We start from the raw sequence: 21,433 nt of genomic DNA on the forward strand, positions 1-21,433 counted from the left end.
GGTTCTTGCATGGAAACTTTATCCGTTACGTCGGATGGTTTTATTCGTCTCTTATAGCCTCAATTGGTTTGATGGCCATAGCGCGATAGGCCGGTGCTAATCCGGCCAGCATACCTAAGACCATCAATAAAATGCAAGCCCCGACGGCCATCCAGAAGCTGATTTGAAAATGAGCCTCTGTACCCGAAGCTGCCGTTCCTACTTCTAATCCTTGTAAGATCAAGACTCCGAAACTAATCCCCATTAACCCTGCCAAAGTTGTCAATACCATGCTTTCAGAAAGAATTTGGTTTAGAATATCTTTAGGGCGTGCGCCAATGGCTCGGCGGATGCCGATTTCGGTTGTACGTTCTTTCACGGTAACCATCATAATATTGCTTACTCCGATAGCTCCTGCCAGTAATGTTCCCAAACCTACCATCCATGCCAAAATTTTGATGCCTGTGAACAGATTGTCAATCATGCTGAACATTGCTTCTGCATTGACCATGATCACCGCTTGTTTGTCGTCCGGGTGGATATAGTGCGCTTTCTTGATTACTTGTTCTATTTTGTCGGCTATACTGGTAACAGTTACTCCCGGTTTTACGGTAATACAGACTAAATCAATGCGCTTTCCAAAGTTGTATGCTTTTTGCATGGTAGTAAATGGAAGAGTTACACTATCCTCTGTTCCGGCATTGATATTCATGTTACTGGTTGATAAGCTAACACCTACAATCTGATAATAAATACCATCCACACGCAAATATTGTCCGCATGGGTTTCCTCCTTGGGGAAACAGTTCGTCGTATACACGTTTTCCTATGGTACAGACTTTCCGGTTTTCCAGTATGTCTACGTCATTGATAAAGCGCCCCATTGTAATATTTTGAGCTTCTATCTTTTCATAATCAGGCTGCAATCCTCTGACGGCACAGGAGCTTTTCTTGTCTCCGAAAATAGCAGTAGAGCCCCATCGGCTGATATTGGGAGTGATAACTTCTACTTCCGGTACGGCTTGGCGGATACGTTCCACATCGTTAAATTCCATATCCCAATAACGTCCTTTTCTAAATCCTTTATAGGCTTCACTGGTTTTATTACTTCCGAAAAAAACGGAATTGGTGGCGAATCCTTTAAAGTTGGCCGACATCATATCTTGTAGTCCTTGGCCACCCCCCATAAGGGCCACCAGCATGAATATGCCCCAAAAAACACCAAAAGCGGTCAATAGGCTACGTGTCTTGTTTCTGGTAATGGTGATGAATATTTCTTCCCACCTGTCTAAATCTATTCTCATAATTTTAATCTGCTCTAAGTGCTTCGATTGGTCGGATCATGACGGCCTTACGAGCAGGAAAGAAGCCTGCCAGTGTACCGGCTATCACCAATGTCATGGTTGCTTGTATGGCTATACTGATATCTACTGTGGGATTGAGGAAAACTGTTTCGGTGAAAACGCCTGCGTCTACAGTTTGGTTTCCTGCCACTGTATTCATGTATTCTGTGGCAGCGATACCTGCCACCATTCCTATATACCCGAAAAAGGTGGTAATTGTTACGCTTTCGGCTATAATTAGCCATAAGATAGATATAGGTTTGGCACCTAACGCTTTGCGGATACCAAATTCACGGGTCCGTTCTTTTACTGTGATCAGCATGATATTACTTACACCTACGATGCCACTCAGCAAAGTGAATATGCCTATTACCCAAATGGCTATAGTCAGAATGCGCATACCTTTTTCTTGTTGCAGGAATTGAGTGAAACGGTTCCACATCCAGATAGCGCCTTTGTCATCAGCTGTAAACCGGTGGTGTATGCCGATAGCTTTGCGGTACTCCTTTTCAAAGATTTCATTTTTTTCTTCTGTATCGAGTCCTCGTGTCATAAATATCAAATTGTTCAGCTTGTCACCTTTATTATATATGAGTTGTAAGGTGGTGAATGGGATGAAGGCATTAGGTTGGAAACTTCCCTTGTCGGTAAATAGGCCTACTACTTGATATACTACTCCATTGGCGTTGACAAATTTTCCGATAGCTTTGTCTGCGTCTTTTTTAAAGAGCATTTCTGCGGTTTTTGTATGAAGAATGATTACTTTTCGCCGTTGACGGATATCAATGTCATTGATAAATCGCCCCCCTGCAGGTTTTACTCTTTCTACATCTTTATGATTAGGGTATACTCCTTCCAGTGTGGTGGATACATAGTCTTGCCCGTATGTTAAAGTCACATTACTCTGACGTACGGTAGCTCCTACACTGATGACATTTTGGAGGAAATCGGTTTCGGTTATCCGATAGTCTTTATTGTCCAGTTCAATGCGGCGTCCTTCTTTTAATCCATCGTATGCTTTGGAAGTCCAGCCTGGAAATACTTTGATGGAATTCATAGCCATATCTGCAGATGAGCTTTCGAAAGCATGGATTAGTCCGTTGCCTGCCCCCAGCAGTACGATCAACATGAAGATACCCCAAGCTACGGCAAAGCCGGTGAGGAACGTGCGTAATTTATTGCGCTTTATTGTTCCGAATATTTCTTGAATAAGATCAATCATGTGTGTCAGTTATTTCATGAATCCGTTCTTGCCGAAAGGAGAGGCATTATGGTCTATGTTTTCTTCAATTCGTTCAATCAGTCCGTCCTTAATATGGATGATTTTGTCCGTTTGGTTTGCTACTCCACTTTCATGAGTGACGACAACGATTGTCAGTCCCTCGTTTTTATGCAGTTCTTTCAGAATATTCATCACTTCCACGGATGTTTTGCTGTCCAGGGCTCCGGTAGGTTCATCGGCGAGGATGATTTGCGGTTTGGATATCAAGGCACGTGCTATGGCTACACGTTGTTTTTGTCCGCCGGACAATTCATTGGGCATATGATGCGCCCATTCTTTAAGACCTAGTTTGTCAAGGTATTCTAATGCCATTTGATTCCTTTTTTTTCGGCTCACTCCTTGATAGAAGAGGGGAAGAGCTACATTTTCTACCGCATTTTTAAAAGAAATCAGGTTGAAAGACTGAAAGATAAATCCTATCATCCGGTTTCTGTATTCGGCAGAGCGGGTTTCACTCAGATTCTTGATTAATACATCGTTCAAATAATATTCTCCCGAATCGTAATTGTCCAAGATGCCTAAAATATTCAATAAAGTGGACTTTCCGGAACCCGAAGCTCCCATAATAGAAACAAACTCACCTCGTTCTATGTCGAGGTTGATACCTTTCAAAACATGTAGCGGAGCTCCGTTATGATAGGTTTTGTTGATATTCTCTAAATGTATCATTACCGATGAATTTAACTTGTGTTTGTCTGGTTAGACGTGCCGAAGATACAAAAAGTTGCAATGCTATATGAAATAATTGAAAAAAAATTTGCTCTCTTTTTTCGCATTGTGTACATTTGCTCAAAATAACTAACCCTAAATAATAATATATCATGGTAACAGGCATGGAAAAACCCTACGTAGTAGGTATGGACATTGGCGGAACTAATACAGTTTTTGGCATTGTAGATTCGCGTGGTAACGTATTGGCTACCGATTCAGTTAAGACACAATCATTTTCTAAAATAGAGGATTATGTAGAGGCGGTCAGTTCAAAGTTGCGTCCGTTGATTGAATCGTTCGGTGGCGTAGAAAAAATTAAAGGTATGGGGGTAGGTGCTCCTAATGGAAACTACTATAACGGTACCATTGAATTTGCTCCAAATCTTCCTTGGAAAGGGGTGATTCCCTTGGCTGCTTTGTTTGAAGAAGCAATAGGTGTTCCTACTGCTTTGACAAATGATGCTAATGCTGCCGCCATCGGCGAAATGACTTATGGTGCGGCTCGTGGCATGAAAGACTTTATTATGATTACTCTTGGAACCGGTGTTGGTAGTGGTATTGTAATAAATGGACAACTGGTTTACGGACACGATGGTTTTGCCGGAGAATTGGGACATGTGATAGTTCGTCGTGACGGACGTCAGTGTGGTTGTGGTCGTAAGGGCTGTTTGGAAACTTATTGTTCGGCTACAGGTGTGGCACGCACGGCACGTGAATTTCTAGTTGCCCGTCCCGAACCTAGTTTGTTAAGAGACATCCCGGCTGAAGATATTGTATCTAAAGATGTTTTTGACGCGGCTGTAAGAGGGGATAAATTAGCACAAGATATCTTTGAATATACAGGACGTATTTTGGGTGAGGCTTTGGCGGATTTCATTGCTTTCTCCAGTCCGGAAGCGATTATTCTGTTTGGTGGATTAGCAAAATCCGGTGATTATATCATGAAGCCGATTCGTAAAGCTATAGATGATAATATCTTGAAAATTTACGAAGGTAAGACTAAATTGTTGATTTCTGAATTGAAGGATGCTGATGCCGCCGTGTTGGGAGCTAGTGCATTAGGTTGGGAAGTAAGAGAATAATGGAAAACAAAAAGCAAGGATATAAAGTTCGGAAATATCAGGGACCGGTAAAACGTTATTGCCAGATGTTGAATCTGAAAAACGATGCGGCCTTGATAGCCGAGTATAGAAAGCGCCATTCGGAAGGCAAGGTTTGGCCGGAAACATTGGCAGCTATTCGTGAAGTCGGTATTTTGGAAATGGAAATTTATATCCTGGGGACTAATTTGTTTATGATAGTGGAAACTCCTCTCGATTTTGATTGGGATACGGCCATGGCCAGAATGGCTACGTTGCCTCGCCAGGCAGAATGGGAAGAGTATATGTCTGTCTTTCAACAGGCAGAGCCGGGAGCGTCTTCGGCTGAAAAATGGCAGTTGATGGATAGAATGTTTTATCTATATGAATAACTTTCATTCTAGATAATAATAAGAAAAGGATATGATTTTTATCATATCCTTTTCTTATATTATAAAATTATAAACTTGTGTTCTTTATGGTAAAGCTCATCAGGCATTCGCCTGTTGGCTCATTAATTTCTGAAGCTTGTATTGCAAAGATTGGCAAGCAGCTCCTTTTCTCATTGCTTTGTATCTTCTTAACTGATACTGCAACATCTCGATTGTGTCATTTGTTCTTTTCATAATTACATCTTTTTTATGTTCTCCCGTTTGGAGAACTGGTTATTCCTAAAAACCTTTTGTTTTCTCTTTTACTACTGCAAAGATAACACCAAAATTCCTATTTATGTTTTAAAACATAGTGTTAACCTGCTTTATTTAACTTTTAATGTGTATTTTATCTTATTGTTTAGTATACGTTAAGAAATATAGCTGTAAAAATGTCACTTATAATCTGACAGGGAAATGTTCATTAACACAAGTGGTGGATCTCCTTAAATCATGTTAGAGAACATAATTTTCTTTTTGTTGAATTTGCAAATTTCAATAATGTTCGTACCTTTGCATTGTGTTTTTCATAGTATTAGATTTAAGGTTAACAAAGGTTGGAGCAAGGCGTTGCTCCTTTTTTTATGTCTATATCTCTGCATAAAAGTTTCCTTTTTACAAATTGTTTTGTTACATTCGCACCATACTATTGATATTAAACTACTATTATGAAACACTTATTTATCACAATTCTACTCTTATTACCATTGTGCCGCATGCTGGCACAGGAGAGAGAATACGTAATTGTTGTTCATGGAGGTGCCGGTGCTATGGAAAACCTTGAGGACGATAAGGAGAAATCAACCTTGTATTATGCGGCTTTAGATTCAGCTTTGAGTATCGGAAATGCTATATTGGATGCTGGTGGTGAAGGACCTGAAGCGGTAATGGCAGTTGTTAACTATTTTGAGAATAACCCCTTGTTTAATGCTGGTAAAGGGGCTACTTGTACCAGTACCGGTACTTTTGAACTGGATGCTTCTATTATGGAAGGTAAGGATTTGACAGCAGGAGCTGTCGCCGGGTTGAAAACGGTGAAGAATCCGATTAATGCAGCCTATGCGGTAAAAAATAAAACACCTCATGTGATGCTGGCAGGTGAGGGGGCCGACCGGTTTGCAAAGTCACAAGGGCTGGAAATTGTAGATAATATGTATTTTGCTACTCCTAAGACATTGAAGTGGATAGAGGATTTGAAAAAGGAGAGCAAGAAGAATGGAACTGTGGGCTGTGTGGTACTGGACAAGCAAGGTAACCTGACAGCGGGAACAAGTACCGGTGGTATGTTCAAGAAGCAATGGGGCCGTGTGGGAGATTCTCCGGTGATTGGCGCAGGTACTTATGCGGATAATGAAGGTTGCGCTGTGTCATGCACCGGGCATGGGGAGTATTTTATCCGTCATGTTGTAGCTTATAATCTTTCTACTCGTGTGAAGTTGCTGCACCAGCCTGTTGGGGAGGCTGCCGATTATATTATCCATCAGGAACTGAATACCAAGGAGGGGAATGGTGGATTGATTGCAGTGGACAAGAAAGGTAATTTTGCCATGCCGTTTAATAGTGGAGGCATGTTCCGTGGCTACTTGTATAAGGAAAAAGGAACAGGCAAAATTTCTAAAGCAGTGGGCATAGGGAAGAAGATGAAAACTTTATAATTTTAGTTCCTGTTTGAATTTTCCTCCCACCTGCAACAGAGTTTTGCAAAACTGCTACCCACTACTACCACCCTCTTTCGTAAACACCCATGAACAGGGCGTTTCAAAGGTGGTGGTAGTAGCATGAAAAAACATCTGCTACCACCACTTTTTATCTGTTATCACTTCCCTTTCCTCTGATAGTTTGAGAATTCCTGTCACATTTTGTCTTAGCTTCGTTACCCCTTGGAATAGACAAAACCGTTTGAAAGCTATAGGTTGTATGTAACGATACGGACAGTTGGTATGCTTATCGGGAACCGGTACGGATGATATCTTGACTATTCACTGACGGAGAAGTTTTGGAGCAGTAGAATTTTAGCGGGGCTTTCATCCGTAAGAAAAAGGCATCCGCAAAAGACTTTGGCATCAGATTCGTCCTTAAAGGATCTCATCCGTATCCCTAACCCTTTCCTGACGTATGGTTAAGGCTTTTCTACCTGTTTGTCTTATCTCCGCAAGCCTTTGGAGTTAACTCCATAACCTTGGGAGATAACTCCAAAGCTTATGGAGATAACTCCAAAGGCTATGGAGATAGAACATATCCGTATAAAAAGGCTTAACCTGAAGAAAGAAAAGGCTTATGCTATAGGGTAGGGAGTGATATACATTCAATTGAGGCTTGACTACTCCTACAGCCATGATGTTTGAAGCGATGCTGGATATCCTGCCGGTTCGCTGATGCGGCTGTAACCGGAATATAATATGCAGCAGGCTGGTAATGATCAGACGCTTAGGAACGTTTGGATACTATCCGTAAATAGGCCGCTTTGCTATAAAATGCTGTCTCGCTGCGGCTTGATCGGTTGCAGGTGCACTCACTGAGCATGAGGTAAAAAACATTGGCGGAATTAATTCAGTCTTTCAAATACAGTCTGGATTAACTCCGCCAATAGGCTACCACTATCGGATATCTTATTTATAAGTAACCGGTATCAACCTTACACTACCATTCAATCCCGATGGCAATGGCTGCCAATCAGTATAAGGTACCGGTTTGTATTGCAGATTTACCACATTGATTTCATTGAAGATACGCCATTTCTCACCCCGACGATCCATATCCGCAATGCGGTTGGCAGGCAGATTGGTCACTTCTATTTCTATCTTGTTATCTCCCGGTTTCAGCCATTTGCCTACTTTCAACTGAAAAGGTACGGCCCATGCTGTTCCGGCATCTTGTCCGTTGATGCGCACACGGGCACTTTCCCGCACATCACCCAAATCCAGTATCCAGTCATCGGCGGGAATATGGGGAACAGTGATGATATTAGTATATACTCCCGTCGCCATGGTAATCGGAGCGTTGGGGTGAGCAATTTCAGTCCACGAAGACGGAGTATCGATATCAAATGTACCTTCTATCTGGGGAGTACTTTTGGCAAAATGAAGTTTCCAGCCGTGATCAAGGCTGAGGCTGACAGGTTGTTCTTGAACGTATTTCCATTCGGCAACGTCTGTCAGGGCATGGTTGAAAGTTTGCAGGATGACACTTTCGCCGGAATGTAGCTGGAGGCGTACTTGGGTTTTGCCTTCTTGCTTGCGGGTTTGTGCTTTCCCTTTTTCTCCCGTCATCGGATTGAACAGCATGACACTTTCTGCGGGAACGGCTAAGGTTATCCAGTCGTTCACTCCTTTTTCCTGCAATGAGGAGATGAAATAATGATGTCCATCGGCATGGGAGCGGCGGATACATTGTAAGCCATATCGCGTTTTCATCTCTTCGGGAATAACACCGCTTTTTTCCAAGGCAGATTGATAGTTGTTTCCTGTAATGATGATTCCTTTCTGATAAGGAGTTGCCACCGTTTTATCGAAAGAAGAAACTTCCGGAAGTTGCTTTTGTAATTGTGCAAAGCTTTTCCGGCGTGCTTCCAGTTTTCCATAACCGGGTACATCCTGCGGATAGTTTTCGGTAAAGATGATAGTAGCTCCGGCTTGTGCCAGCTTTAGTAAATGGTCGAGTACCTCGGACGGCATTAATTTTACAGCAGGAATGATGATGGCTTTATAGGAAGTTCCTCCTTTGGTCAGTAATTTGCCATTTACGCAACGGGTACTTTTCACAAAGTTGTCAGAGATATAATCCATGTCATAGCCGCAATTGCTGATGGTATGAACGGTCTCTATAAACTTGGGAGCACGTTTTGCCATATCATGGATGCTGAACAGCAAAAGACGGCCCGGCTGTTCCTGCCACATATCATATACAGGCAGATAAACAAGAAAATCATTGTCCGGTTTCCCCATTTGCAGGAAAGACTGGCAACGGGTGATATATTCAAAGAAAGCAGGAGCATCCTGCCAAATGTTATTGGTAGGAGACATATCAATAGAGGCATAAAACTTCCATCCCGGCCATTTGGCTTCTTTAGGACTGTAGGGGGTTCCATGGAAAAACATGTGGTTTACACCTGATACGAACATCAAATCCATATCCGGTTTGCACTGGGAAAGTGAGGTACGGAAATGTTCTGTCAGCCAGGTGAATGTTTCTGAAGACGTGTAGGGCTTTCCGGCGATATGGGCAGCGGAAGAAGCATACTTCAGCATGGAAAGGTCGGAGTCATTCTTACGGGTCAGGGAATCTTGGCGCAATCCTTTAATATGGAATTGCGACAGGCCGAATCCTTCGCATTCGGGAATATCCACAGAGGCATAGGTATCTATCAGATTGGCAGGGGAACCATGTGCTTGGTTACGGGTGATGCTGCCATGACCGTGTGCCCAGTTAGTCCATTGGGTACTGAAATTCTCAATCAATAAATCGGAGATTGTTTCGCGATAGTCACTGACTATGCGGGCGGTGGTTTCATTACGATCCTGAGCTATAAATTCAGGGAAGTGTTCTTCCAGTTTATAGCCACGACGACGGGCGAATTGTTCCAGGAAATCAGGAGTCCAGTCAGCACCATATACTTCGTAAGAGTCATTGAAAAAAGTATGTGGAAAATTGGTCTCGTTTTCTTTAAAAGCTTTGTCAAAGTTGGTAAAATAACGTTTTACGGCTCCTTTATCCAAGTGGTTCATCACATAGCCTTCTCCACCGGGAGCGGCACGTTTCACTTTTTGGAATGTTTTACCTATATATAAGGTAATAATATGCCAATGACCTGCCGGAGCTTTCCATTGTAATTGTCCGTTCTTCGCTTTGGAAGTGAGATTAAGACATTGCTTATTGTCCGCATTATAGGCCATAACCCGGCTTAAAGTGGCTACAGGGCGTTGTTTTTCTTCTTCTACTTTCAAATCTAGCGTAATTTCTTTTCCACCCTCTACTTGATAAGATTGAAAAATAGCTTTGGTAGCAGCATCTGTCATACTCACGTGAGGACCGCCGAAGGGCCATCCGGTACCGGTGTTCATATCTACTTCAATACCGATGCGTTTTCCTTCAGTTTCAGTATGTTGCAACATATTCATCCATTGCGGGCTGAGGAAAGGGAGGTTATTCTTATCGTTGCCTTGAACACCATAAATAGGAGTGATTTCAACACCTCCCAGTCCGGCTTTGGCATATTCCTCCAGATTGTAGGTCAGATTGGTTGCATCGACAGCACTTCCCAGCCACCACCAGCGGGTAGCCGGACGGGTTTCGGGGTGTACTGCCGGCCATTCTTGTGCATAAAGGCTGCTTCCGGTCAGTAATAGGCTGAACAATAAATATTTTCTCTTCATTCTATTTGTTTTTTATAAGTTTGCTGCATTGAATTCTTTTCCATCCACTGTGATGTTCCTGTATCTGATATCATTGGCATCCTCTGTGACAAACAAGGGACGTCCGTCCGCTTTCTCGTAATGGAAATTTACATTGTCCAAGGTGATGTTGCGTGCATGGCGGATGTAGAAACCTTTGGCGGGAATCGTTCCGAACATCCACGGTTCAGGATATACTTTCTCTTGTTCGGGAGGAGTCAGAAGTCCGTCGGCTTCTGTATATCCTCCTTGGTGATAGATATGAATATCGCTCAGTGTCACATTTTCAATAAGGGCTCCCGGTATTCCGCTGATAATGGAAGAGTAGCGCGAGTCGGCATTAAATACATTGACGTGGCTGATGAGGATGCGTTTCATTGTGCCCACGGGCGTTCCTTGCGGGCTGCGCATCCGGGCTCCTAACCGCAGGAAGATAGGGGCGTTGACAATATCGCGCATCGTGATGTTGCTGATGACGATATCTTCCAGTTTTCCCCCGTCTACCGTTTCCAGGGCAAGACCTCGGCAACGTTCGAATATGCAATTGGTAATGGCTATGTTTTTAAAATCGCCACTGGATTCTGTTCCTAGTTTGATACGTCCGGTTACAAACCCGTGATCCGGTGCTTGGGGTTCGTCTCGTTGCCAGGTACAATCCAATACACTGCCACGGTCGTATCCGCTGACAAAACAATCGGAGATGGTTACATTTTCCGTATCCTTGAAATAGCCTAATCCGTAGGACGCTTTAAGCACGATAGCATCATCCCAGGGAGCGTTGACTGTACAATGACTGATGCGGACATTTTTGCAGCAGTCTATGTCAAAACCGTCCCGGTTGGTATCTACTTTCACGTTCAGAATGCTGAGATTATCTACTCCTGTAGCCAGCAGACCAAAATGACCGCAATGCAACAAAGAGAAGTCTTTCAGTGTCACGTTCTTGCAGAGTTTCAAGCTGATGGCTTTGTTGCCTACACCGGGCAGGCGGCTTTCCTCACGGGTGAGTCCTTTGCCATAAATCAGTCCCGGTCCGCTGATGGTGATGTCTTCCAGACCGATTCCCCAAATAAGTGAGTTCTTCCAATGACTGTGCCCGAAATCCTGGAATTGGGTGTGTTCATTCGGTTCTGCCAGGTCATAACCTTCCGTTGCTGATGGGAAGGCGCCTACAATTTGTGCTCCTTGTTCTATGTACAAATGTATATGACTGGCCAGACGTATGGAATAGCACGCGTATTCTCCGGCGGGGAAGTAAATGGTTCCTCCACCCTGAGAGGCAGCTTCCTCAATAGCTCGATTTATGGCAGGGGTGTCAATGGTAGTACCATCGGCTTTCGCTCCGTAATCTTTTACATTGTATATCTTTGCCTGTGCTGTCCATGTGCTGAGGCATAAAAGGAAGAGTATGAGTTGTTTCATGGTCTGTCTTTGCTTTTACTGAATGGGCATTAGTTTGAATTTGTGTAAATAAGATGCATTGCCATACATGGTATGTTCATCGGATAAATTCCAGAATCCGTCTTTGGAGGTAGGGTGGGCATCCCAGTCAATCACTGCCCAGCATAATCCGATTTCATTTCCTTCTTTTAATAAAGTAGGGCAAGATAGTTCGGGACCATCGGCATCCGCATGGTCAAAGGGAGTGATATAAAATTCCAATGTCAGCTTACCCGGTTCACCCTCCTTGAAAGAGTACTGATAGGCATAATCAGCGTATGGCTTTTGTTTCAGCCATACTTGAGGACCCCATAACATACACCAGTCATTGCCGTGAGCCGGGGTGAAGATGTGATAGTTCTGGGCATGGCATCCGTGAAATTTGAACCAAGCCTGCCATACGTCTTTGGGAGCTGTGGGATGAAAACGGTCGATGAACGGTCCCCCTGAACAATCGCCATCCACCACTACTTCAAAAATATCCGTGTTCAAGGAGTTCTCACTGAACCGCCAATAATTATCGTATGCTTCATATAGAAAATACAACTTCTGAGTTTCTGCACACCAACCTACTTTGACACTGACTTTCAAGGTGGTGGTATCTGGCTGTGCATGTTTTCCCTCGTCTTCCTTTAAAGCTGTTTCCGTTATCTTATAATCAGCCGGAACGCAATCCCAGTCGTGGGTATTGCCATCTATGGCAGGAACCTTATCTGCCGGAAATTGGTACACCTTGAATTCCTGTGCCTGGGCAGACAGGCATAGGAAAAGGAAGAACAGGTATAGATACAATCGTTTCATTTTGATCGGGTTTTATGTTCTTTCTCGAATAATCCGGGTAGCATGAAATAATTATAATCTGCTCGTTGGTAGAAACAAAAGTAGAGCTTTTCTTGCGGTTTCCACGGGTATAGGGCAGAGATGACAGGGGCATCTGTCTTTTTACCGGAGTTGAATAAAGCAAGCGGGGATGCTTGTTTATGTCCGTCGGACAGACGAATATCGGAACCGATGGGAGATACCCCATGAACCGTTCTCAGTTTCATGCTTTCACCATAATAGGTAGTAAAAGCGTTTCCTTCTATACTGAATACATTATGGAAGCAGGAGGCTGCCGGAATACTGTTGTCTGTTACGGCAGGGTCGTCTGCACCGTCGCATGCACCGAAAGCCCAGCAAAGTTTGAGCTCTTCGGGTAATCGCTCACCGGAAATCTCCATGATAAAACCATTACTATCCGTCAATGGACATACAATCAGCTTTATTTCACCTTCTTTCCATAATTTATCTTTAATGGTATAAGCCTGTCCCTTTTTCTTGACACTGCATTGGTCCAGCCAGCAACTTTCATTGCCGCAAACCACTCCCAGACGGAAAGTTCCCGCACCTTTGGATAAGCGGAAGGGAAGGGTCTGGGCGTTGTTGCTAAAGACAGACAACAGCATACAGAGAAAGAACGGAAGTAGCCACCGGCTATAATTCCATGTTGTTTTCATAGCTGATATTGATTTGTGCGTTCTTATTGTTTTTTTCTTCCACACGGCTGCCGTCTTCTACTTGTAACCGGACATCTTCCAAGTGGAAGTCTTCGGTAAAGATAATGCTTCCTGCTTTATTTACCTTGGCTTTTATGCCGGAAATATGGAAATTCTGCAAAGGCAGTTCCTCATTCCAGCCTGCAGCGGTGATAAAGGTTTGCACATTAGTAGCTTTTACATCGCTGAGCCATACATTACGGAAATGCGGATACCCTTTTTCTTTAGGTGTGACAGGAGTCAGCATAACCTTCCAATGTTCGGGAATCTCTTTTCCTTCATATTCAGCCGGTAAGGTAGAATAACTATAGCTGGGGTTCCAGTTAAGGTCCGCTGCCAGTACATGGCGGACATTGTCTGCTGTCACTTGGGTCATGTAGATATTTTCTACGGTTCCACCGCGGTTCATGGCAGATTTCAGACGGAGGGTGGAAGAGGTTCCGTATGCTTGAAGGTTATATCCCAAGACATTTCGGATGCAGCCTGAAGTTTCGCTGCCGCAGGTAATAAGTCCCGCACCTTTACGTGCAATGCATCCACGAACAATGATATTTTCGGTGGGACGGTTTACACGCAGGCCGTCGGCATCCCGTCCGGCTTTCAGGCAGATATTGTCATCGTTGCAATCTACTTCACAGTTTTCAATCAGGATATTGGTGCTGGAATCAATGTCAATACCATCCGTACTGGGACCATGCCCCCCTACGTTATTATTGATTTTCAGTCCGTTCAAGGTACATTGGTCGGAATACAGCACTTGGCAACCCCAAAATCCGGTACGCATCAAGGTAAAGTCTTTTAGTGTTATATGGCGGCTGTTCGAGATGAGCATTCCTCTTACTCGTTTGCAGTCGTAGTCCACGATCCACCGCAGTTTGCGTTTCTCGTAATCCTTCCGCATGGTCCAATATTTATCCCAAAATATTTTTCCACGACAATCCAACGTACCTGCTCCGCTGATAGCTGCGTTTTCTGCATCCAGAATATTGATGACTGCCGAGGGCCATACCATTTCGATACCTGCCACGCGGGAGCGCATTTCGGGGTATAAATCTATATCCTCGCTGGCTATCAGCGTCGTACCTTGGTTGAGGTGGAGGTTTACATTACTTTTCAGGTAGATGGCACCAATCCGGTAGTATCCTGGGGCTACTTCCACTGTTCCTCCTCCGGAACGGTGGCATTCGTCAATAGCTTTCTGCAGGGCGGCAGTGCTTAACTGGGTACTGTCATTTTTCAATCCGTAATCGGCTGCTTGGAATATTTTTCCCTCAGGATAGGTTTTGGCTCCTACTTGGGCAGTCCACGAAAGGTCAGGAGTTCCCATCCCTTCTCCCCATTGGAATCCGGAGAGGGATTGGGCATTGGTAAAGAGGGTACCTAAGGTAAATGATAGGGTTAATAATAATGTTTTGTTATTCATTTGTTCTTACTTTTAAATTAATTGCCGTCCGGCTTTTCAATTTCTGTAAACGGGCTGTCATTCCATTTGAAACTGTCCAAAGCATCCGGATGTGCAGGATTGTAACCGGAATAGTCGCTGCGCAAATAGTTAGAGATAGGTAATCCCGCTTTCTTTATCCCTTCAATGATACATTTGGAGATTTGATAAGCTCCGTAAGGATTGAAATGAGTATTATCTGCCAATACCCTGTTTTGTCCCGGATAGGTTCCGGCAGGATAATGTACGAATGCCTTTTTGGAAGGTTCCACTCCCATTGCTTCATAGAGGGTACGGGTCATTTCGTTGAGATCGATCAAAGGAACGTTTTCTTTGGCAGCTAGCCAACGCATTGCTTCGGGATAATCTTCGTGAGTATCTCTGATTTTCCCGTTTTCATCGAAACTGCGGCGTTGTGTCGGGGTTACCAGTACAGGATAAGCTCCTCGTGCCCTTGCCTCATCAATGAATGTTTTCAAGCTGGTCATAAATGAATAATAAGCTCCTTTACCGGGACCTTTTTGCTTTTGGTCGTTATGACCGAATTCCATAAAAATATAATCTCCGGGTTTCATTTGTGTCAATGCCTTTTTCAGTCGTCCTGCACCGATAAAAGTATTGGCGCTTTCGCCGGATTCTGCATAATTGGCAAAACAAATGCTGTCATTGAAGAAGCGGGGAATCATTTGTCCCCAGCTTGCCCAAGGTTCATTGTCCTGGTCTACTACGGTAGAGTTACCGCATAGGAATACTGTGGGTACATTATTTACTTTCTCAATAATCAGTTCGGACAATTGGGGGGCATCCCCGTTGAATTCCAAAGTTAGTTTGTCATCCCAGTTCAATTTTTGGCGTTCACGCGGTTTGATGCGTACATTTTCTTTTTCCGAAATATGTGTGTTGCGCTTGTTGATCACAAATGTACAAGGTTTTAACTCCCCTTTTTTTGTCTTCACATTTTCGAAGAAAAGGCGGCGTGATTCTCCTCGCACTGTTGTTTCTCCGGCAGCGCGTTTGTTTCCTATCACGACTGTGACGTGGTAGTTGCCATCGGGTACCGTAATAGAGAAAAAGAATGGGGCTGTACTTTTACCTTCCGGAGAGGGCTGTCTGTCATATCCGTATCCCTTTTCCTCCGAGTATCTGTCGGCGGGAGTTATTTTGGTATAACCGTCTTTAGTTTTTTTACCTGTGGTAAAATCGAATTTGTAAGTTTGTGCTTCGACTCCTAATGTCGCTAAAAGTCCAAGAGCTAATAGGGCTATCTGTTTCATGATTGATATAGATTGTTATTAATTGATTTTCGGTTTTAGTTCATCCGGAGAGTCATTGGTATAAGATTTTATGTCACCGGCTGTTTTTGTGAACAACTCACTGATTTGTTGAGGTGTTACAGTAAATTGCGGACGGAACTGGTCCGAATTCATATAATCCAAAATGGCTTTATGCATCTGACGAGCTACAATGCGTTTCTCTGGCTGGGAGGTAATGTCCATGCTTGTCATGAGCACTTTCCCATTTAATACATTGGCTTCGAATAACATACCTATCTTGCGGCTTATGAACCAAGTGTCAATGCTTTGAACCGTAGGTTGGAAAGCGGGTGGAAAGTGGGTGAATTGCATCACTTGAGCATGATTCAGCAGTTCCCACCATTGCAGATTGCTGTGATATTCTGTCGGAAACTGACGGAATAACGGGTGTTTGGGGTTCACTAAGATACCTGTGGTATGAGGAGGACGCATTTTGAACCAGGAGGTGTTCCAGAATACAGGAGTGAATTGCTGAACCACTTCTTTACCATAACTCACTTTGCCCGCAGCTGTAATAAGCACATTTCCACCATGCTGAAGAATTTCCAAGGCTTTCGAATCCAAGGTATCGGTAGTGTATACTTTTCCTTCGGCTATTGTCACTTGAGCGGGATAAACCCAGAAATTCCAGTCATTTACAGCTTCTGTTCCTGTAATGCGTATTTCCAGATTCAGCTTTTTAGCCTCTTGGATATCAGTAAGCGGAAACTCAAGGCTACCAGTGTGATTTAAATTTCCGATAGGGATGTCTTGTGTTGCCAATGTGCCTTGCGCATATACTTTGCCATATTCGTCTTTTAACGTATATACAATTTCTGCTTGTTTTAATGTCTTGGCACCAAAATGAGCAACTTCAATATCCGCCTTTAAAATCTCATTGTTATTATATACAAATTTATCTGTACGCATCAGTGGAACAGTAGGTGAGCAAAAACGTCTCCATTCTGCAGAGTTGATATATCCTTTTTCTTCAAAGAAAACATCAAGAACACCTACTAGTGCAGTTCCCTGACCCGAATAATCGTTCAGTGCCAATAATTGGAAACCGGCATAATCAGGCGTGCGGAGTGTCTTTTCTATTTCATATTTATAACAAAGGGCTTGCAACTTTCCGCTGGCCATCATAAATAGATGGGCTTGGTCGCTCATGTGGTTATCAGCCAGAATGTCTTTGAAAATTTCGAAGTTCTTAGCTTTATTAACACCTGTATATTTACGTATTTCATTGAAATTAGGGAAAGCACACCATTGACCTGTTTCATGGGATACATAAGGTTGTTTCACTGTGTCAAGATGATTCTGGAAACGATAATCGTCTTGGGTGGATGGCTGTCTTCTAGACCAGGTCAGGCCACGTGCCCCTGCCTTTACATGATATTGGTTGCGGGGTTGCCATTGCCATCCGTTGCCTACCGATGCTCCGGTATATACATGTCTGGGATCCTTCTTTTCCCAATATTCTACGAACTTGGTCACCCATTCTACCCAGCGTCCGCTAGGTTCGTTTCCGCATGCCAACATGCAATAAGAGGCATAGTTGCCATATTCTTTGGTTAATGCGATGGTTTCGTTCATCAAATAGGTGTCAATAGGTTGTCCCAAACCTAATTTAGGACCATGATTGGGCCAGCTCGGACCTTCGGGTTGCAGATAGAATCCTACCCGGTCGGCAGCTATAAAAGCGGCTTCGGGAGGACAGAATGAATGGAAACGCATGTGATTCAGTCCATAACTGCGACAGATACGGAATACTCGTTCCCAACTTTCTACATCCATCGGGGCGTAACCGGTCAACGGGAAGTCACAGTTCTCAACTGTTCCGCGAAGCTGAGTTTTACGCCCGTTTACATAAAACCATTTACCTTTGATTTCAAATCGGCGCATACCGAATTGTATTTCTTTTATCTCAGTTTTTTTCCCATTGGTGACTTCTGCTTTCAGTTTGTACAGGGCCGGATGAAATTCATCCCATAGCAGCATATCATTCCCCATAGGTAATACCATTTCTGTTTCCGTTACTCCTTTGTTAAGTTTGATTTCTTGTTGTATGGCGGGAACTATATGCTTTTTATCCGTATTGAAACTCTCCGCTGATAATTTTATTTTTGTAATGCCTGCACCTTTGATGACGACTTTGACACGTGCCAGTTTTTGTTCCGGTTCCGGATATATTTGAATATCATCGAAATATGTTTTCGGAGTCGTTTGCAGACAGATGCGTCCTACAATACCGTTCCAGTTTCCTTGAGTTTGGTCGGTTATGCTGTGTGAATCCGGTCCAACATTGATTTCTTTGATACGATTATCCACTCGGATGGTGATAGTACATTTTCCGGGACGGACATAACGGGTTATATCATATTGATGGGGAACGCAAAGACTATTCTGCATTCCTGTCTTTTGTCCGTTTACCCATACAGTTGTTTCTATATGGGGACGTTCCAGAAACAACAAAATACGTTCACCTTTCCAGTCGGCAGGTATATTCACCTCTTTCTGATACCAAGCAGCTCCTACATAATGTTTGTCAGGAGTCAGAAAGAATGGAAATTTAATATTACCTTCTTTACGGTATTTTTCCATGTATGGATTATAATAGTAAGAACTGTCATAGAGACTGCCTGTCCATTGGGTCTTTGCGGTGACCTCATCACCTTTCAGTTTCTCGGGCATGGAGCCGGGCAGGTTGATGCAGTCATTCAATGTGTGGCTGAACCATTTTTCTTTTTCTCCATTATCCTGACGGTCTATACTGAATGACCATTTTCCGGATAAGTCAATAATTTTTTGTGCACTTAACGAGAAGCACATCCATGTTAGGCAGATTGTCAATAACGTTTTTTTCATAGTATCTTTTTACTTTGAATTTGATGTTGCTAAATTAAGGTCTTTTCATTTGCATGTAAATAGAAAGAAGTACATATAGATGGAAATTCGTATAAAATAAGGGTAATGTGCGATATATTTGTACGATTTTACATGGATATGCCTTGTATGTGCAGAAAAAAGTCCAAATCTCTTTTTATCTTTGTATGCTCACAATTAAATCATTGTATACATGAAAAAACGATTATTCAGTTTGCTCTGCTTGTTAGGGGCAGTTTCCGGATTATTTGCCGGTGATACGGCTTATTTGTTCTCTTATTTCATTAATGACAGTCGGGACGGTCTTCATTTGGCTTATAGTTTGGATGGGCTGACATGGACTCCCCTGAATCATGGAAAATCATTCTTGATACCCACGGTCGGGAAGAACCGTCTGATGCGTGACCCTAGTATTTGTCAGGCGCCGGACGGAACCTTTCACATGGTGTGGACTTCCAGTTGGACAGACCGGATTATAGGTTACGCTTCTTCTCCCGATTTAATCCATTGGAGTGAGCAGCGTTCTATTCCGGTAATGATGCATGAGCCTGCTGCACATAATTGCTGGGCACCTGAATTGTTTTATGATGAACCTTCGCAAACTTATTATATTTTTTGGGCAACGACCATTCCCAGACGTCACAAGGAAGTGCCGGTCATTGAGAGTGAGAAAGGGTTGAACCATCGTATTTACTATGTTACGACGAAGGATTTTAATACATTTTCTGAAACCAAACTGTTCTTTAATCCTGATTTTAGTGTGATTGATGCAGCTATTGTACGCGATCCGGTGATGAAAGACTTGATTATGGTGGTGAAGAATGAAAACTCGTTGCCGGCAGAGAAGAATTTGAGAATAACACGGACAACACGAATAGAGGATGGATTTCCTACTACTGTTTCTCCTTCTATTACAGGAGATTATTGGTGCGAGGGACCTGCGCCACTTTTTGTAGATGATGTTCTTTATGTCTATTTTGATAAATACCGTAATCATCAATATGGAGCAGTTTGCAGTCGTGATCATGGAAAGACGTGGGAAGATGTGTCTGATCGTGTATCTTTTCCAAAAGGAATCCGTCACGGAACCGCTTTTACCGTAGAGAAGGCTGTACTTGATAAATTGCTTCGTATCCATAACTTTAATCCTCTTGTTCCGGATAATATTGCTGATCCTTCTTTATCCAAATTTGGTGATACTTATTATCTTTATGGTACTACTGATATTGATAAAGGGTTGTCACAAGCAGGTACTCCTGTGGTATGGAAATCTAAAGATTTTGTAAACTGGAGTTTTGACGGGTCACATATTGTGGGATTCGATTGGCATAAAGGACATGAATATGTCAATGCTAAAGGAGAGAAAAAGACGGGATATTTTCGTTATTGGGCACCCGGTAGAGTAGTGGAGAAGAATGGTGAATATTATCTTTATACCACTTTTGTAAAACCGGATGAGAATGCACGTACCTATGTGCTGAAGTCCGACCGTCCCGAAGGTCCTTTCCTTTTTGCTGGACGTAATTCTATATCTTCTCATTCTTTGGATGGGTTTGATCAATCTTGTATTGCTCCGGATATAGATGGGGAACCTTTTGTGGATGATGATGGAACTGCTTATTTATTCTGGCGCCGCCGGATGGCTGCCCGTATGACTGACGATTGGCAGCATTTAACCGGTGATACTATTGTGATGAGTACAGCTCGTCAAGGGTATTCGGAAGGGCCGGTTATGTTTAAACGTAAAGGTATTTATTATTACATTTATACTTTGAGAGGGAATCAGAATTATGTAAATGCTTACATGATGAGCCGGCAGTCCCCTTTGTCGGGCTTTGAAAAGCCCGAAGGCAATGATATTTTTCTTTTTTCATCCATTGCCAATAATGTTTGGGGGCCGGGACATGGAAATGTATTTTATAATGAAGAAACAGACGATTATATTTTCGTATATTTGGAGTACGGTGACGGAGGAACTACCCGCCAAGTATATGCTAATCGGATGGAATTTAATGAGGATGGCACTATAAAGACACTTGTTCCTGATGAAAAGGGAGTTGGTTACTTGGCTGTCAGCCAGGAACAGCGCGAAAATAAGGCGCTGAAAGCTTCTTTCAGTGCATCCAGCGTACGTTCTCCCCGTACTTCTAAGGTTGAAATAGAAACTCAGCCTAATTGTCCTTTGGCTGATAAAACTTCGCTTGTCAAGGTGGAACGCACACATATATATCACCCTGGAAATGCAGGCGACCAGTCTAATGGAACACGCTGGATGGCAGAAACAAATGATGATCATCCTTGGCTGATGGTGGATTTGGGTGAAGCCATGCAAGTAACGGAGTGTCAATTTGCCTTTGTACACCCTGCTGAAGGTCATGCCTGGCATCTCGAAAAATCCAATGATGGCACTAATTGGCAACCTTGTGCCGAAGTAAAAGAGGTGAAGGCATGTTCACCTCATGTGGCAACGGTGGGAGATAAAGTACGTTATTTGCGTTTGCACATAGATAAAGGTGCAGCCGGATTATGGGAATGGAAAATCTATTAAATCCTCAAATCCGCAACTAAGCCCTTGAACGTCCTTATTGCGTTTACACGTCCTCTCATTACTGAATTTGCAGATAA

The 21,433-nt window shown here is 43.2% G+C and carries 15 protein-coding genes; 4 read left to right on the top strand and 11 right to left on the bottom strand.

What is annotated here, in order from left to right:
* Positions 1-40: 40 nt before the first annotated feature.
* Genes AB5935_RS11895 through AB5935_RS11905 form a run of 3 tightly spaced genes read right to left on the bottom strand, consistent with a single transcriptional unit; the run spans position 41 to position 3,272 of the window.
* Entirely contained in the window at positions 41-1,282 is a 1,242-nt protein-coding gene (locus AB5935_RS11895) for an ABC transporter permease (protein ID WP_038610895.1), read from the bottom strand.
* A 4-nt stretch (positions 1,283-1,286) separates the two neighbouring features.
* Positions 1,287-2,543, bottom strand: a complete 1,257-nt coding sequence (locus tag AB5935_RS11900; protein WP_007831494.1) for an ABC transporter permease — start codon at positions 2,541-2,543, stop codon at positions 1,287-1,289.
* Between the two features lie 9 nt (positions 2,544-2,552).
* Positions 2,553-3,272: an ABC transporter ATP-binding protein gene (locus AB5935_RS11905; protein ID WP_005843634.1), complete on the bottom strand. Its 720-nt coding sequence runs from the start codon at positions 3,270-3,272 to the stop codon at positions 2,553-2,555.
* Positions 3,273-3,424: 152 nt separating this feature from the next.
* Between AB5935_RS11905 and AB5935_RS11910 the strand changes: the two genes are divergently transcribed.
* On the top strand, positions 3,425-4,396 hold the full coding sequence (locus AB5935_RS11910; protein ID WP_005853709.1) for an ROK family protein: 972 nt from the start codon (positions 3,425-3,427) through the stop codon (positions 4,394-4,396).
* Positions 4,396-4,785: an L-rhamnose mutarotase gene (locus tag AB5935_RS11915; RefSeq protein WP_005843638.1), complete on the top strand. Its 390-nt coding sequence runs from the start codon at positions 4,396-4,398 to the stop codon at positions 4,783-4,785. Before AB5935_RS11910 ends, AB5935_RS11915 begins: the two co-directional genes overlap by 1 nt.
* A 99-nt stretch (positions 4,786-4,884) precedes the next feature.
* Here the strand turns inward: AB5935_RS11915 and AB5935_RS11920 are convergent, their stop codons facing one another.
* Positions 4,885-5,019 carry a hypothetical protein gene (locus tag AB5935_RS11920; RefSeq protein WP_005843640.1) on the bottom strand — a complete coding sequence of 45 codons (135 nt, stop codon included), beginning with the start codon at positions 5,017-5,019 and terminating at the stop codon, positions 4,885-4,887.
* A gap of 473 nt (positions 5,020-5,492) precedes the next feature.
* On the opposite strand from AB5935_RS11920, the gene AB5935_RS11925 reads away from it, so the two are divergent.
* Positions 5,493-6,479 (top strand): isoaspartyl peptidase/L-asparaginase family protein, encoded by a 987-nt coding sequence (locus AB5935_RS11925; protein WP_007839446.1) that lies wholly within the window; start codon positions 5,493-5,495, stop codon positions 6,477-6,479.
* A 954-nt stretch (positions 6,480-7,433) separates the two neighbouring features.
* On the opposite strand, the gene AB5935_RS11930 is transcribed toward AB5935_RS11925, so the two are convergent.
* The 7 genes from AB5935_RS11930 to AB5935_RS11960 are packed head-to-tail and all read right to left on the bottom strand — an operon-like array spanning position 7,434 to position 18,790.
* On the bottom strand, positions 7,434-10,196 hold the full coding sequence (locus AB5935_RS11930; RefSeq protein ID WP_038610892.1) for a glycosyl hydrolase: 2,763 nt from the start codon (positions 10,194-10,196) through the stop codon (positions 7,434-7,436).
* Between the two features lie 12 nt (positions 10,197-10,208).
* Positions 10,209-11,636, bottom strand: coding sequence for a glycoside hydrolase family 28 protein (locus tag AB5935_RS11935; protein ID WP_038610889.1), 1,428 nt, complete (start codon positions 11,634-11,636; stop codon positions 10,209-10,211).
* Between the two features lie 15 nt (positions 11,637-11,651).
* Positions 11,652-12,455, bottom strand: coding sequence for a hypothetical protein (locus AB5935_RS11940; RefSeq protein ID WP_007831518.1), 804 nt, complete (start codon positions 12,453-12,455; stop codon positions 11,652-11,654).
* Positions 12,452-13,150: a DUF4450 domain-containing protein gene (locus AB5935_RS11945; protein WP_007831519.1), complete on the bottom strand. Its 699-nt coding sequence runs from the start codon at positions 13,148-13,150 to the stop codon at positions 12,452-12,454. Before AB5935_RS11945 ends, AB5935_RS11940 begins: the two co-directional genes overlap by 4 nt.
* The gene (locus AB5935_RS11950) at positions 13,128-14,612 is read right to left on the bottom strand and encodes a glycoside hydrolase family 28 protein (protein WP_007831520.1); all 1,485 of its coding nucleotides are present in this window, start codon (positions 14,610-14,612) and stop codon (positions 13,128-13,130) included. Before AB5935_RS11950 ends, AB5935_RS11945 begins: the two co-directional genes overlap by 23 nt.
* 17 nt (positions 14,613-14,629) lie before the next feature.
* Entirely contained in the window at positions 14,630-15,904 is a 1,275-nt protein-coding gene (locus tag AB5935_RS11955; RefSeq protein ID WP_007831521.1) for a rhamnogalacturonan acetylesterase, read from the bottom strand.
* A gap of 18 nt (positions 15,905-15,922) precedes the next feature.
* On the bottom strand, positions 15,923-18,790 hold the full coding sequence (locus tag AB5935_RS11960) for a sugar-binding domain-containing protein (protein WP_007831522.1): 2,868 nt from the start codon (positions 18,788-18,790) through the stop codon (positions 15,923-15,925).
* Positions 18,791-19,001: 211 nt separating this feature from the next.
* On the opposite strand from AB5935_RS11960, the gene AB5935_RS11965 reads away from it, so the two are divergent.
* Positions 19,002-21,356, top strand: a complete 2,355-nt coding sequence (locus AB5935_RS11965; protein ID WP_038610886.1) for a family 43 glycosylhydrolase — start codon at positions 19,002-19,004, stop codon at positions 21,354-21,356.
* Positions 21,357-21,433 lie beyond the last annotated feature (77 nt).

Source organism: Phocaeicola sp. RTP21198st1_B8_RTP21198_201120, from assembly GCF_040929485.1.
Lineage (GTDB): Bacteria > Bacteroidota > Bacteroidia > Bacteroidales > Bacteroidaceae > Phocaeicola > Phocaeicola dorei.